Origin of the sequence: Geminicoccus sp. (assembly GCF_036263595.1) — a bacterium.
Lineage (GTDB): Bacteria > Pseudomonadota > Alphaproteobacteria > Geminicoccales > Geminicoccaceae > Geminicoccus.
Genome location: NZ_DATAGQ010000068.1, coordinates 1 through 12,911, shown reverse-complemented (window position 1 = coordinate 12,911; position 12,911 = coordinate 1). Strand labels below are relative to the sequence as shown.

Sequence of the window (12,911 nt, the reverse complement as noted above, 5' to 3'; positions counted from 1 at the left end):
CCATGGCCCGCAAGCGCGACGGCAAGATCGTCGTCAAGAAGATCATCGAGGGCGGCCATGGTGGCCATCACGGTGGCGCCTGGAAGGTTGCCTATGCCGACTTCGTGACGGCGATGATGGCGTTCTTTCTCAGGCTCTGGCTGCTCGGCACGACCAACAAGGCGAAGCTGGAAGGTCTGGCCGACTATTTCACCGACCCTAGCTCGGCCAGCCGGCTGCAGCCCGCGGGCGAGGGCGGAATCCTGCAGGGCAGCAGCCTGCTGGAGCCGACGTTCATCCAGCAGCCGCCGTCTTCGCCGTTCGACATGTCGCCGACCCCGCCGCGTGGGGAACAGGTTGAGAGCGAACTCGCCGACCGGGTCGCCGAAGCCTTTGGCCCCGTGGGCGACGAGGTCGCCGAGAACATGCGGAGCGACTGGGCATCCGACGCGGACAATGCAGCCAGAGGCTTTGACAAGGTCGAGCGGCAGATCGAGGCAGCACTCGGTGCGAGCGAAGATCTTGCTGCCCTGAAGAACCAGGTCCAGGTGACTCGGACCAAGGACGGCCTGCGGATCGAACTGCTGGATCGCGAGAGCGTGGCGATGTTCGCTTCGGGCAGCGACCAGCTTTCGCCCGAAGCGCGCCGGCTTCTCGAGGTCGTCCTGGCGGCGGTAGCGCAAGGTACGAACAGGCTGTCGATTCGCGGGCATACCGATTCTCGCCCCTTCGCCAGCGGATCCCGATCGGATAATTGGCGCCTCTCGGCGGACCGTGCCAATGCAACACGCTTGGCCCTGGTCGAGATGGAGCTGCCACCGGGCCGGGTGGCGGAAGTGATCGGCAAGGCCGACACTGAACCGCGTCTGCCCGACCAGCCCCAGGATCCCTCCAATCGACGGATCTCGATCCTGCTGATGACCCAGCCGGCCGGCTAGCACCATGACGGGCACCGGTCGATGACGGCCCGGTGCGATGCTGATAGGCTGTCTTCATGAGCAACGTCGTCGATAGTTACCTTGCCGAAGTCTCCGCCTTCGTGGCGCGACTGTCGGGTGCCGGCCGGCCGGCCTTGGAAGCCGCCGCAACGGCCTGCGTCCAGGCCGCCCTGACAGACCGGACGATCTGGCTCTTCGGTGCCGGACATGGGCAGTGCCTCGCGCTGGAGCTGCACCACCGGGCGGGGACGTCGGCCTGCTTCGTTCCGATGAGCTCACCGGTGCTGGCGTTTTCGGAAGGGGCGGCGGTTGAGACTGCGCTCGAGCGGATGGCAGAGTTCGCGCCGGCCGTCATCGACCGGCATGATTGGCAGACAGGCGACGTCCTGATCGCAATTTCGTCCAGCGGCACCACGCCGCTGACGGTCGAGGTCGCACGGCAGGCCAAGGAGCGGGGGCTGAGCGTCCTGGCTTTAGGCTCGCCAGCCTGCGCCAGGACCAGACCGGAGAAGCCGTCTCTGTTCGCCCTGGCCGATCATGTGCTCGACAATGGCGCGCCGGAGGGCGATGCGGTGGTGCCGCTCGGGAAAGATATGCGCGTGGGCGCGCTGTCCAGCGTGAGCGGTGCGATCGTCTTGCAGGTTCTGGCTGCGAGGGTGGCCGAAATGCTGCTGGAACATGGCCTGCCGCCGCCTGTCTGGCGTGCTTCGGCCCTGGCCGGCTCGGACGAGCACAATGACCAGCTGGCTGCTGTCTGGCGCCAGCGCAACCGAAGTCTCTAGGAGTGAGCCGCCCGTGCCCGTCGCCAGCCTGATGGAGGAAGAGGCCCTGTCCGCGCCGGACAGGGTCGCGGCTGTGTTGGAGGAAGGGGTGGCCGAGCGGCGCGCTCTTGTCGCTGCCCTGCTGGCCGAGCCGCCCGCGCTCGGAGTGACCGTCGGCCGCGGAAGCTCCGATCATGTCTGCTCGTTTGCCGCATGGACCTTCCTGCGCCGTCTTCGCTTGCCGACCATGTCACTGCAGCCTTCGCTTGTGACACGAGACGGAGCCGAGCCACGGGTGGAGCGGGCGCTCATGCTGGCGGTCTCGCAGTCCGGGCAAGGCGCGGACGTGATTGGCGTGACAGCCTGGGGCCGGTCGGCGGGTGCCCGGACCGTGGCACTGGTCAATGATCCGGCGTCGCCCTTGGCGGCCGCGGCCGAGTTCGTGCTCGACCAGCGGGCCGGGCCGGAACGGAGCGTGGCTGCGACCAAGTCGGTGATCTGCTCGATGGCGGGCGTGCTGGCACTGGCTGCGGATCTGAGCGACGATGACCATCTGCATCGAGTGCTGGGGCGACTGCCGTCCGAGCTGCACGCTACCGCAGCTGCGGGTGGCGGCCTCGAGATCGGCCCCTTTGCAGGTGCTGAGCATGCGTTTGTGCTGGCCAGGGGGGCCGGTCTTGCCGCGGGTGCCGAGATCGCCTTGAAGCTCAAGGAGACCTGCGGCCTGTCAGCCGAGGCCCTGTCGGCCGCGGAGGTGCGCCATGGGCCGCGCGAAGTGGTGGGACCCGGCTTCCTGGTGGTTGCCCTGGCCTTGCCCGGGCCCACGGAGGGTGACGTCCGGACAGCGGCCGCGGAACTGGCGGCCCAGGGGGCTTCCGTGATCATGTTGGGCTGTGCATCGGACGATACCTGGCGGATGCCGACCGTCGATCCGGTAAGTGCACCGCTGGCAGCGCTGCAACTGGCCTATCCAGCCATCGCGCGTGCGGCTCAAGCGCGCCAGCGGGATCCTGATCGTCCCCGTACGCTGTCCAAGGTCACCAGCACCTTCTGAACCGCGCCTGGACTTCGCGGGGCGCCGCCTTCACTCATGGCAATCCAGATCCCGCCGAACACGCCCAGCAAGCCCAGGCCGACCTGCCAGTGCAGCGGTTCGCGCAGGATTGTCGCTCCGACCAGGGAAGCCGCGATGGGATTAACGGTGACGGAGACAGCCACGCGGGTGGGAGTGGTGTGCCGCAGCGCATAGGCCCAGAGCCAGAAGGCGAGCGCGCCGCCGAACAGGCCGAGATAGAACAGGGCGATCCAGGGTCCTGGGCCGAACCCGTGCAACGGCGCGAAGCTGTTCTGCTGCAGGGAAACGACGGTCAGGCCGGCCGCACCGGCGGCCATGGCCATCGTCGTGAACGGGATCGGCCCGGAGCGCGCGATGAAAGGGCGCGACCACACGCTGTAGAGGGCCATGCAGAAAGCGGCTGTCACCATCAGCAGGTCGCCACGCCAGGCACCTACGGGTGCATCGGCTAAGCCGGAAACCAGCGCGATGGCCACGCCTGCCATGGCGATCAGAACGCCCGCCGCCTTGCGCAAGCCAAGCGGTTCCACGCGGAGCAAGGCTGCCGTCAGCATGGTCAGTAGCGGGAGGGTGGAGAGGGCCAGCGCACCACGCGCGGCAGTCGTATAGATCAGAGCCGCATTGAAGAGGATCGGGAACAACCCGAAGAACAGCAGGCCCAGCGCCACCACGCCCGGCCAGTCCTGCCGCCTTGGCCAGCCGGCGCCTTGCAGCAGCGCGAAGGGCAGCAGCAGTGCGCCACCGATCCCGAAGCGAAACACGCCGATGGCCAGCGGGTCCAGCATACCGGCCAGATAGCGGGTAGCGCCGATGGAGGTCCCCCCCAAGGTGCTGGAGAGCACGGCAGCGACAACACCAACTACTTCCATTTTTCCTCGATGACGATGCTTGCGCCCAAGCTGACAGCAGGCTTTCCTATCAGGGAATGGCATTGATGTGATCAACCTGATCAAGATTCGAGATGACCACGCCCGACCTCGATCCTGATCTGCTGAAGGCCTTCGTGGCGGTAGCCGAGCACCGATCATTCACCCGGGCGGCCTGCGCCTTGAACCGGACCCAGTCCGCCGTCAGCATGCAAATCCGTCGGCTCGAGGATCGCTTGGGGGTCGTGCTGTTCCACCGCAGCACCGTCCAGGTGGAATTGAGCCCGGCAGGCGAGGGCTTGGTCGGCTATGCGCGCCGGATCCTCGCGCTGAACCAGGAGGCTGTCAGCCGTCTGCGTGCGCACGAGATCGAGGGCCATGTCAGGCTGGGCATGATGGACGACTATGGATCCATCATCCTGCCGCCACTGCTCGCGGGGTTCGCCGCTGCCTATCCTGGCGTCCGCCTCGGGATGGAGACCGGCCTGACTGCCCACATGCCCGAGCGGCTAGGGCAGGACTTCGACATCGTGGTGGCCATGCACGAGAAGGGTGAGGGGGCGGGAGCGTTCGTCCGACGGGAGCGGGCGATCTGGGCTGGTAGCCACTCTCACGGGACGGCAGAGCTGGATCCCCTGCCACTGGCCCTCTATCCGGCCGGCTGCCTGTTGCGCCGCTGGGCAATCGAGGCATTGGACCGGATCGAGCGGCCCTGGCGGCTGGCCTTCGTCAGCCACAGCCTCGCGGCCGTGGAAGCGGTCGTTGCCGAAGGGCTGGCGGTTACCGTGGTCAAGGCCGGAACGCTCCCGGCACGCCTGTGTCGGCTCTCTGCGAACGACGGCTTGCCGGACCTGCCAGCGGCGGACATCCGACTGCATCGGGCGACGGGCCTGTCCGCTGCCGGCACCCTCCTGGCCGATCATCTCGTCACCGGCATCCGGCAAGCCGTCGATCGGCGCATCTCATGCCTTGAGGAGCCAACCGTTCAGGAGCCGGCCACCGGCTGAGCAATGTCACGTTCTACGTGGTTCAACCTAGCGCCGTGCGGGGGACCAAGCCCGCAAACAAACAGGATAAGGACATCCCGATCGGGCGGATCGTGCCAGAGCGTGAGCCCAACGACCTGCTGCTCCAGGGCTTGGTGGCGGTACCGGCTGCCCAAGTCATGCGCACGGCGTCAGGCCCGCTACACTCGGCAGAGCGACAGGCACATGTCAGAACTCCGCTCCCAAGAAATGCCTTGGCAGAGCTGAACATCATGTTCCATGCGGCATACGGGTCCCAGGACACGGAGTGTCCGGCCTGGTGTCCACCGACCGGTCGAATCCTGGTCGGCATGAGCAGACGGACGTCCAATGAGCCGCTGGATCTGTTGAGCGCCGGATCCGCTCAATTCATGTACCAGCCATGGCTCACGACGATCGACTGACCGGTCAGCGCATTGGATTCAAACGAGGCCAGGAACAGAGCGGTGTTGGCGACATCCTCGACCGTGGTGAACTCGCCATCCAATGTTTCCTTCAGCATCACCTTCCTGACCACGTCCTCCTCGGAAAGGCCAAGTTCCTTGGCCTGCTCGGGGATCTGCTTGTCGACGAGTGGCGTGCGCACGAAGCCCGGGCAGATGACGTTGGAGCGCACGCCGTAAGGGGCACCCTCCTTGGCAACCACCTTGGCCAGGCCCAGCAGCCCGTGCTTTGCCGCCACGTAAGGCGCCTTCAGGACTGAGGCTTCCTTGGAATGGACCGAACCCATGTAGATGACGCTGCCGCTCTTCTGCTTGTACATCTGGCGAAGTGCCGCGCGCGTGGTGAGGAAGGCGCCGTCCAGGTGGATGGCCAGCATCTTCTTCCACTTCGCGAATTCGAACTCGACGACCGGCGCCACGATCTGGATCCCGGCATTGCTGACCAGCACGTCGAGCGAGCCGAACGTGTCGATGACCTTCTGCATGCCGCTGTCGACCTGTCCCTCGTCGGTCACGTCCATGGCCACGCCCATGGCACGCTTTCCGGACGGGTCGAATTCCCTGGCGGTGGAGTCGGCCGCCTCGAAGTTCAGATCGGCGATGACGACCTTGGCACCCTCACGGGCATAGACCCTGGCAATCTCCTTGCCGATGCCACTGGCGGCACCGGTGACGACGGCGACCTTGTCTTGCAGGCGCATGGATCGGAACTCCGCAGAATTGGGTCGGGCCGGTTCAGGCCAGATAATCGTGAACGACCTTGCCCAGTCCGAGCGTGAGGTCGGCGACGATATGCGTGGCCGAGATGATCTCCAGCACGGGCAACTCGGCCACCGGTGCCAGGGCATGCGAGGCCAGGTCAAGCGCTGCAGGGCCGGTCCATGCACCCTTCAGGTCGATGTCCTCGAGATAGTACTCGACCAGCTCGCAGATGCGGGCTGTCCCGTCGACATGCGGGATGATCTTGATCAGCCAGGTCGGCGTGCGCATCGACGCCAGCACGGTGTCATGGTCCGCCACCTTGTGCTTATAGCCCATGGTGCCCGTCGCGATGCGCACGGAGCCGTAGTCCAGCGTGCCCAGCAGCGTGTCGATGTCATGGCGCAACACCGGTTTGGCCAGCTTCTTCGGAAATCCCCAAAGCTCGCGGCCTCCCGCGATGGGCGGGTGGTCGTCCAGGAACATGCAGTGGGTATAGCCGCCCTTGCGGCCGTCGAACGACACCGGGATGACCTGGCCGCTCTCGGTATAGTCACCGAAGCCAGTCGAATCGGCCATGCGGATGAACTCGAACTTGACGTGCGGCTCGTCGATCTGGAGCGGCTCCGGAACGAGATCGCGCAGCTTGGCCGGATCTGTCCGGTAGGTGATGATCAGGTATTCACGGTTGTAGAAGCGATAGGGCCCGAGCGGGAAGGCCGGGCTGGTCAGCGGCATGGCATAGGCCCGGCGCCGAACGTCGTCCTCGTTCATCGTCACCTCGTGCAGGTCGTTGCGGGAGATGCAGGTCATTCCCGGCCCTGGATGGCCAAGTCGAAGGTGAACACGCCGTCCGGCGTCTTCGGGCGCTCCAGCACTTCCGGATGGCGCAGCGTCCGCACGGCGTCATGGTAGCCGGCGTGCCAGTGCTCCTCCATTGTGCGCCTGGAGAACTCGTAGTCCTTTGCCGCTCCCTCGTAGCGCTTGGAGCGGTAGATCAGCTGGATGATGTTGTGGACCTTGTGATCGGCGGCATCGCGCAGCATCGCCACGTCCGGGTCATCCTTGCGCTCCGGCGGCAGGCTTTTCAGAAGCCGGTTCAGGGCGTGACGCAGATGCTGCGCCTCCTTGAAGCGATCGGTCATCGCCCGGGTCCGGCTGGAGAACCGTATTTCCTTCTGCCGGACGTCCGCCTCGGTCAGGTTCCGCGGCAGGTCGCCCCGGGCGCTCCACAGGTCCACCTGGAAGGCCAGCGTGTCCTGCCTGGGCTGCTTGTCCAGTACCCACTGCAGGGGGGTGTTGGACACGATGCCGCCGTCCCAGTAGTGCTCCCCTTCGATCTCCATGGCTGGGAAGCCAGGGGGCAGGGCGCCGCTCGCCATGATGTGCTCGGGCTTGATCGCCTGCCGCGTGTTGTCAAAATAGACGAAGTTGCCGGTGCGCACGTTCACCGCACCCACGCTGAAGCGCATGTCGCAGGCATTGATCCGGTCGAAGTCCGCCATGCGCTCAAGCGTGGACTTCAACGGTGCGACGTCATAGTAGCTCAGCGCTTCCACTGAGCCGGCGGGATAGAAGGCCGGTGGCAGCGGGCGGGGCACGAAGAAAGACGGGGCACCGCCCAGCAGGATCCCGAAGGCACGCATCTGGTTGACGACGGTGCGGTTGAAGTCGCCCTTGATCTCCACCTGATCGAAGGTCGGGATCCCGAAAGGCGGCGAGGTAATCGCCTCCCAGAACTCGCGCAGGCGCTCGACCCGTCTTTCCGGTGGGTTGCCGGCGATGAGCGCCGAGTTGATCGCGCCGATCGAGATGCCCGCGACCCAATCCGGATGCAGCCGGGCCTCGGCCAGTGCCTGGTAGACGCCCGCCTGATAGGAGCCCAGGGCGCCACCGCCCTGTAGCAAGAGGGCGATGCACTCGAATGGCGGCCGCTCAGTGCAGATGTGACTCTTCTTCTTTGGTCGAAGCCTGTTGGGCACCATCAACCTCGCGGTGGGTGAAATGGGGCGGGCGCAGCAAGCCGCCGGCACGCCGGATCATTGCCCTCGAACCGTGCGTGGAATGAGACGGAGATTGCGCAGAAAGTCACGGATCATTCCACCGGCGGCAGGCGTGAACCACCATCCATTGCCGACGACATGTGGTCGCGTTTGCCGGCGGGTTGGCTGCTCGCACGGCGCGGGCGCCGCATCAGCCAACGGATCTCAGGCGCCCGCCGCCTCTTCCCGGGTCCTTGCCAACGCCTCTTCCAGTTGGTCGATCAGATCCGCAGGGGATCTGCCGGTCTCCAGCTGCTTCTCGATCGCGCCCGCCAACGCGGAGATCCTGAGCAGGCCGAACGTGCCCGCCGTGCCGCGCAGCCGATGCGCTTCCTTGGCCATGGCGTCCGGCTCCCCCAAGGCTGCACGCAGGCGCCGGCAGCTCTCCTCGGCACCCTGAATGCCGCGGGCCAGGAGATTGGCGTACATCTCAGGCGACACCTTGCCGCCCATGGAGAGCCTGCTCCGGTCGAGGAGGGGCTGCTGCATGAACGACGAACCGGACGACAGCTGGTCCGGGCGTGTCTCCGGCGGCGTGACTTGATCTGCGGCTTGCGCCAGCGGCTCTCCACTGGCCACCAGGGCCAGGGCCGCCAGCAGGTCGGCCCATATGACCGGCTTGGTGAGGCAGCGGTCCATGCCGGCCGTCAGGTAGCGCGCCCGCTCATTGGCCATGACGTTCGCGGTCAGGGCGAAGATCGGCACGTTGCACGCAGGTGCCGGCAGCTGCCGGATGCGCCTTGTCGCCTCGAGGCCATCCATGACGGGCATCTGGATGTCCATCAGGATGAGATCGTACTCGGCATGCTGGGCAAGCTCGACGGCCAAGACACCGTTCTCGGCAAGATCGATACGGTGGCCGTACCGGCCAAGCATCGCGGCGAGCAGCTCGCGGTTGGCCACTACATCGTCCACCACCAGCACCTTGAGGGATCGCACATGGTTGGAGACCGAGCTGCTACGCTTGGCTGCCCTTTCCGGCGAGCCGCGCCCGAGCGAGAGCTCGAACCAGAAGGTGCTGCCGCTGTCGGGCTCGCTCTCCACCCCGATCTCGCCACCCATCGCGTCGACCAGCCGCTTGCAGATCGCCAGGCCCAGGCCGCTCCCTCCATAGTGCCGACTGGTGGACCGGTCCGCCTGGACGAAAGGCTCGAACAGCTCCGCCCGCCGTTCCTGGGCCACACCGATGCCCGTGTCCTGGACCTCGAACAGGAGACGTGCACTCTCGCCAGCGGGGGTGCGGTCGGTGACCGTGACCGTGACGCCGCCCTTCGCCGTAAACTTCAAGCCGTTGCCCACAAGATTGACCAGGACCTGCCGCACGCGGGTCGGGTCACCGCACAGGATCGCATCCGGCGGCAGCTGGATGTCCAGCTTGAGGTACAGGCCACGCTCCTCCGCCTGCGGCGACATCAGCGAGCGGACCTGCTCCATGATCTCCTGTGGCGAGAAGTCCAGCTGCTCCAGGTCGAGACGTCCTGCCTCGATCCGCGAGAAGTCCAGGATGTCGTTGATGATGCTCAGAAGATGGGCGCCAGAGCGGCGAATCGTGTCCACGTAGTGACGCTGCGTCGGCGTCAATCCTTCAGGCACCAGCAGGTCGGCCATGCCTAGCACGCCTGTCATCGGCGTGCGGATCTCGTGGCTCATGGCAGCCAGAAACTCCGACTTGGCTTGGTTCGCCTGTTCTGCAGCCAGCCTTGCGGTCTCCAACTCCTCGTTCTGCCGCCGCAACTGGTCATGGGCCGCCGCCAGCGCATCCTCCCGGCGGTGCTGTTCGGTAACGTCGATGATGAAGCCGTCCAGCGACATCCTGCCTTCCCGCTCGTCCCCGACTGCCCAGGCCTCCTGCCGTGCCCAGCGTTCCTCGCCGGTGATCGAATGGCGGAAGCGGAACTCCAGGCTAAACGGCTTGCCCTCCTGGCGCAGGCGTCGCTGCAGGGAAGCATGAAGGGGGCGGTCCTCGGGATGGATGGTGCTGGTCCAGCCGTCCGGGTCGTTGCCCGTGAGAGCATCCGGGGAGGCGATGATCCAGGACGTGTCGGCACCGAAGAAGCGGACGCCGCGGGGATCGTAGCCTTGTGGACTATCGCTCGTAGCCTCGTGCATGAACACGATGCCACGAAGGTTCTCGACGAGCGACTTGAAGCGGCTCTCGCTCCTGCGAAGGAGCTGGCTCGCATCCCATTCAGCCGTGACGTCGCGCCCAGTGCCGCGATAGCCCTGAAACCTCCGCTGCTGATCGAGCTTGGGCTGGGCGCTGATCCGCAGGACGCGCAACGTGCCCGTGGTGATATTGCCGACACCGTAGGTGAAGTCGCGGATCGGCCGGCGGGTGCGCAGCAGTTCCCGAAACCCGGGCCAATCTGCCGCGAAACTTTCATCCGCGTTGGGTGTAGCCAAACTCTGGCCGAGCAGCCGCGCCACATCCATGCCTCCAGGACGTGTGGACCCCGATGAGAGCCATGTGATGCGCAGATCCTTGTCTGCCTCCCAGAGCCAGTCCGACGATATGTCGACGAAGTCGCGCAGCCGGGCCTCGCTGGCATGCAATGCCCGAGAATGCTGGACGCCGCGCAGCGCGAGGAAAGTGAACACGCCAATGGCGAGCGCCATCGCCATGATCGTGGGCAAGAGCCAGGTCAGCTGTTCGCGGCCAGGCTCGTGCAGGGTCCAGGCAAGGCGCGCAACCACGCTCCCTTGCGGATCCAGCAGATCGACGGAGGCAAGCCCGTCGAGTAGCACGTTGGGGGCGACGATGCGCAGGTCTGTCACGCTTAGCGCTGTTTCGAGGCCTTTGAGATAGGCATCGCTCAGCCGGCGAGCGAACAGCAGGACGCCGGGTCCCTCCTTGGGCAGGGGCAGCGGGGAGCCAGCTTCCGGGACGATCGCCGACGCCGCGACGACTGTCAGGCCTTCGCCGCCTCGCAAGATGGCAGTAGCGACGTCCGGTGGGGATCCGGCGCCTGCTCGGGCTGCGGCCACCAGGGCCGGCAGCCCGTTGCCGAGCTCTTGCAAGACGCGCTCGACATCCTCCTCCCCATCGACCTGCCCAAAAACGGGCTGGCCGTTTGGGGCGATGACTAGGCTAAGCTCGTAGTGGAGGTCGGAGAAGATCGTGGTGCCGACATTCCGCAACGCCCAGCCTTGGTCGAAGGCAAGACTCAGGTTCTCGACCGCATCGTCCCAGTTTGCGTAGTCCAGCACGTTGCGCGAAAGATTGGTGCGCAGATCCCCGATCCGGCTCGAGACAATCTGCTCTTCCCGAAGCAGTACCGCACGATCCTGCGCAAGATTGTCGACATAGACAGTCCAGCCGATCGCGAGCAGGGCAACCATGAACAGGCCTGCCAGGAGCAGGATGAGGAAGATGTCACGCGAAAGCTGGCTGTTGTCACGGTCCAGCGCAGGACGGCGCGACGTCGCCAGCAGCGAGGGTTCAGACGATATGGCGGCGTCACGCTCGCTCACGCCGCCCTCCTCACCTTGTCCAGCTCATCACCCGTGCTCCCACTAGTCACCATATCGTGGTTCCCCATGGGATCCGATGCGCGGGGCGCATCTGCCAGCCTTTTGGGCGGCCGGAACGAAGATCCGCGGGAACAGTTCTGCCAGGGGTGGCCCCGCGGTCAACGTCTGATCGAATGACCGGGGCAGGGCAGGAGAGGAACATGGCGGCAAGGACGCGCTCGTCGTCGGTTGAGCGGCAGGAAATCGAGGCGTTGGCAGAAGCCGAACGGCGTTCTCCAAGCATGGACCCGTCACTGGCGATCTTTGGTCGGGATGTGGATTCGTATGATAGCCAGGGGGAAACGGCCAACAGCGAAGATGCGACAGTACAGGATTGGGCCGTCGCGGACGCATCGCGGCCCGACCTGTACGAGGAGACTGTCGATGGGCTCGGCGCCTATGACGAGGAGGCTCGCCATGCCGCCGAGGACATCGCCGACGAGGATCCGTGGGAACAGCGCGTGCGCCGAAAGGCGTACGAGCTATGGGAGTCCGAGGGCGGCATGCACGGACGGTCCGAGGACCATTGGCACCTCGCCGCCCAGCTCGTGGCTGAGGAGGATGGGCACCGCTCGTCGCTGCTCCCCTATGAGGCTGGCCTTGATCAGCCGGTCGAGGAGTCGCGTATCCAGGAGAATCTAGGCGAGTTCCCGAGCCTGGCCGACCAGGGCGACGACAACAACCAGGGTACGAAGCCCCCGACGGACTGAACAGGGTTCCGCCGGGATAGCCTCATCGGGGCCTGGCGAAAGCCGGGCCCTTGTCGCTGTTGATCAAGCAGCCTGCTCTCGCGCTGGCTGGACCTGACTTGGGACCTGTGGGTTCGGCTGTCCGGTCGCCTCCTCGATGCAGATCTTCAGGGCTTCGTTGAAGGTGGACGCATAGTGATCCGCTAGGATGTCGACGGGCGGGGTTACCTGCTGCGGCGGCGCGCTGGATCGCCACAAGCCGACCAGGGTGCGGGCATTCGGGATCCTGCGGTGCACCCGCTTCACGCCGGTCCGGGCCGGGATGACGCTGGCAGGGTCGAGGTAGGAGAAGCACACCATTTCAACCCCAGCGGAATCCAGGCGGAACAGATTTGCGGTGCTCAACGCGTCCCAGGAGAGCACGCGGGACTTCAGGCCGTGCTTGAGCAGCAGCTGGCTCAGAATACGGGCGGCTGCATCGTCGAGTGGCCCGCGTCCCGCGATGACCAGGATGGGCGTTTCCGTCTGCCAGGCCGGCTGCAGTTCCTCTTGTCGCAGGACGGGTAGCTGTGCCGGATGGTCGTGCTCCGACGACTCGACCGCAGCCTCTGCTTCGGGGTCGTTGGTTGGCGGCGGCGTCCGCGGCTTGTCGTCATGATCGAGAAGATCGTCGATGAGCTCGTCCAGGCTCGTCCGGATCCGCGTGACCCGCTCGTCGTCCAAGGCTCCGCGGGCATAGTCCTTCTGGGCAAGCTCCAGGCCCCTAAGCGCTACCTCGTCATAGTACGATGTCAACGACCGCTCCTTGAGATAGGCCACCGCCTTCTCCGTCGCCTCCAGCGGATCACCGGCGAGCATACGCTGGTAGAACAGCTCGGATGGGG

10 protein-coding genes and 1 pseudogene are annotated in these 12,911 nt (G+C 65.8%); 5 read left to right on the top strand and 6 right to left on the bottom strand.

Going from position 1 to position 12,911, the window contains the following annotated elements:
* Window positions 1-2 precede the first annotated feature (2 nt).
* Genes VHL31_RS05585 through VHL31_RS05575 form a run of 3 tightly spaced genes read left to right on the top strand, consistent with a single transcriptional unit; the run spans window position 3 to window position 2,732 of the window.
* Window positions 3-917, top strand: a complete 915-nt coding sequence (locus VHL31_RS05585) for a flagellar motor protein MotB (protein WP_329660218.1) — start codon at window positions 3-5, stop codon at window positions 915-917.
* Window positions 918-973: 56 nt separating this feature from the next.
* Window positions 974-1,699, top strand: a complete 726-nt coding sequence (locus tag VHL31_RS05580; RefSeq protein WP_329660217.1) for a sugar isomerase domain-containing protein — start codon at window positions 974-976, stop codon at window positions 1,697-1,699.
* Between the two features lie 13 nt (window positions 1,700-1,712).
* Complete coding sequence (locus VHL31_RS05575; RefSeq protein WP_329660216.1) at window positions 1,713-2,732, top strand: SIS domain-containing protein; 1,020 nt, start codon at window positions 1,713-1,715, stop codon at window positions 2,730-2,732.
* Here the strand turns inward: VHL31_RS05575 and VHL31_RS05570 are convergent.
* On the bottom strand, window positions 2,669-3,622 hold the full coding sequence (locus tag VHL31_RS05570) for a DMT family transporter (protein ID WP_329660215.1): 954 nt from the start codon (window positions 3,620-3,622) through the stop codon (window positions 2,669-2,671). The two genes, VHL31_RS05575 and VHL31_RS05570, sit on opposite strands and share 64 nt — an antisense overlap.
* Before the next feature lie 92 nt (window positions 3,623-3,714).
* Here VHL31_RS05570 and VHL31_RS05565 point away from each other — a divergent pair, with 92 nt between their 5' ends.
* Window positions 3,715-4,626 carry a LysR family transcriptional regulator gene (locus VHL31_RS05565; protein WP_329660214.1) on the top strand — a complete coding sequence of 304 codons (912 nt, stop codon included), beginning with the start codon at window positions 3,715-3,717 and terminating at the stop codon, window positions 4,624-4,626.
* Between the two features lie 382 nt (window positions 4,627-5,008).
* Here VHL31_RS05565 and VHL31_RS05560 read toward each other — a convergent pair whose 3' ends face one another.
* The 4 genes from VHL31_RS05560 to VHL31_RS05545 all read right to left on the bottom strand — a co-directional run bounded on the left by VHL31_RS05560 (window position 5,009) and on the right by VHL31_RS05545 (window position 11,299).
* Window positions 5,009-5,788 carry a 3-hydroxybutyrate dehydrogenase gene (locus VHL31_RS05560; RefSeq protein WP_329660213.1) on the bottom strand — a complete coding sequence of 260 codons (780 nt, stop codon included), beginning with the start codon at window positions 5,786-5,788 and terminating at the stop codon, window positions 5,009-5,011.
* 34 nt (window positions 5,789-5,822) lie between these two features.
* Complete coding sequence (locus tag VHL31_RS05555) at window positions 5,823-6,560, bottom strand: acetoacetate decarboxylase (RefSeq protein WP_349262369.1); 738 nt, start codon at window positions 6,558-6,560, stop codon at window positions 5,823-5,825.
* Between the two features lie 35 nt (window positions 6,561-6,595).
* The gene (locus VHL31_RS05550) at window positions 6,596-7,771 is read right to left on the bottom strand and encodes a patatin-like phospholipase family protein (protein WP_349262368.1); all 1,176 of its coding nucleotides are present in this window, start codon (window positions 7,769-7,771) and stop codon (window positions 6,596-6,598) included.
* Window positions 7,772-7,993: 222 nt separating this feature from the next.
* Window positions 7,994-11,299: an ATP-binding protein gene (locus tag VHL31_RS05545; protein WP_329660210.1), complete on the bottom strand. Its 3,306-nt coding sequence runs from the start codon at window positions 11,297-11,299 to the stop codon at window positions 7,994-7,996.
* Between the two features lie 200 nt (window positions 11,300-11,499).
* Here VHL31_RS05545 and VHL31_RS05540 point away from each other — a divergent pair, with 200 nt between their 5' ends.
* Complete coding sequence (locus VHL31_RS05540) at window positions 11,500-12,048, top strand: DUF2934 domain-containing protein (protein WP_329660209.1); 549 nt, start codon at window positions 11,500-11,502, stop codon at window positions 12,046-12,048.
* Between the two features lie 63 nt (window positions 12,049-12,111).
* On the opposite strand, the pseudogene VHL31_RS05535 reads toward VHL31_RS05540, so the two are convergent.
* A pseudogene (locus VHL31_RS05535) lies at window positions 12,112-12,911 on the bottom strand (AI-2E family transporter); the annotation flags it as partial.

Excerpts from the sequence above, each read along its gene's own strand:
- VHL31_RS05540 (WP_329660209.1), top strand. The coding sequence starts at position 11,500 with ATGGCGGCAAGGACGCGCTCGTCGTCGGTTGAGCGGCAGGAAATCGAG.
- VHL31_RS05585 (WP_329660218.1), top strand. The coding sequence starts at position 3 with ATGGCCCGCAAGCGCGACGGCAAGATCGTCGTCAAGAAGATCATCGAG.
- VHL31_RS05570 (WP_329660215.1), bottom strand. The coding sequence starts at position 3,622 with ATGGAAGTAGTTGGTGTTGTCGCTGCCGTGCTCTCCAGCACCTTGGGG.
- VHL31_RS05560 (WP_329660213.1), bottom strand. The coding sequence starts at position 5,788 with ATGCGCCTGCAAGACAAGGTCGCCGTCGTCACCGGTGCCGCCAGTGGC.
- VHL31_RS05550 (WP_349262368.1), bottom strand. The coding sequence starts at position 7,771 with ATGGTGCCCAACAGGCTTCGACCAAAGAAGAAGAGTCACATCTGCACT.
- VHL31_RS05565 (WP_329660214.1), top strand. The coding sequence starts at position 3,715 with ATGACCACGCCCGACCTCGATCCTGATCTGCTGAAGGCCTTCGTGGCG.
- VHL31_RS05555 (WP_349262369.1), bottom strand. The coding sequence starts at position 6,560 with ATGAACGAGGACGACGTTCGGCGCCGGGCCTATGCCATGCCGCTGACC.
- VHL31_RS05580 (WP_329660217.1), top strand. The coding sequence starts at position 974 with ATGAGCAACGTCGTCGATAGTTACCTTGCCGAAGTCTCCGCCTTCGTG.